1 protein-coding gene is annotated in these 300 nt (G+C 66.3%); it reads right to left on the bottom strand.

Features of this window, described 5'->3' with window-relative positions:
- On the bottom strand, positions 1 to 300 hold a 300-nt coding region (locus tag SB658_RS23025; protein ID WP_410602579.1), incomplete at both ends, for an SU10 major capsid protein.

Raw genomic sequence — 300 nt, 5'->3', positions numbered from 1 at the left:
GGAGGTGATGGTCGTGAAGTTCACGCCACCGACCTCACGGCTCGACTCCTGGTACTTGCCGTACGCGGCCGCGTAGGCCGCGGACAGCTGCCGCTTCTGCGTGGAGCCGACGACGATCGTCTGGGTCGCGCTCTCGCGCATCCCGCCGTTGTCGAACACCATCTGGAACAGGCCGTCGTACGTGTTCTTGTTCGGCGCCGTGGTGGCGAGCTTCGACACCGACACCGTGGCGGTGCCGATGTTGATCGGCGTGCCGTTCGGGACGGAGGCGACCTTGAACGCGTTCGTGGTCTGCGCGAC

Origin of the sequence: Bacillus sp. SIMBA_008, assembly GCF_046535495.1 — a bacterium.
Classification (GTDB): Bacteria; Bacillota; Bacilli; order Bacillales; family Bacillaceae; genus Bacillus; species Bacillus subtilis.
The sequence above is the reverse complement of the archived record's forward strand: the minus strand, read 5'-3'. Positions and strand labels throughout refer to the sequence as shown.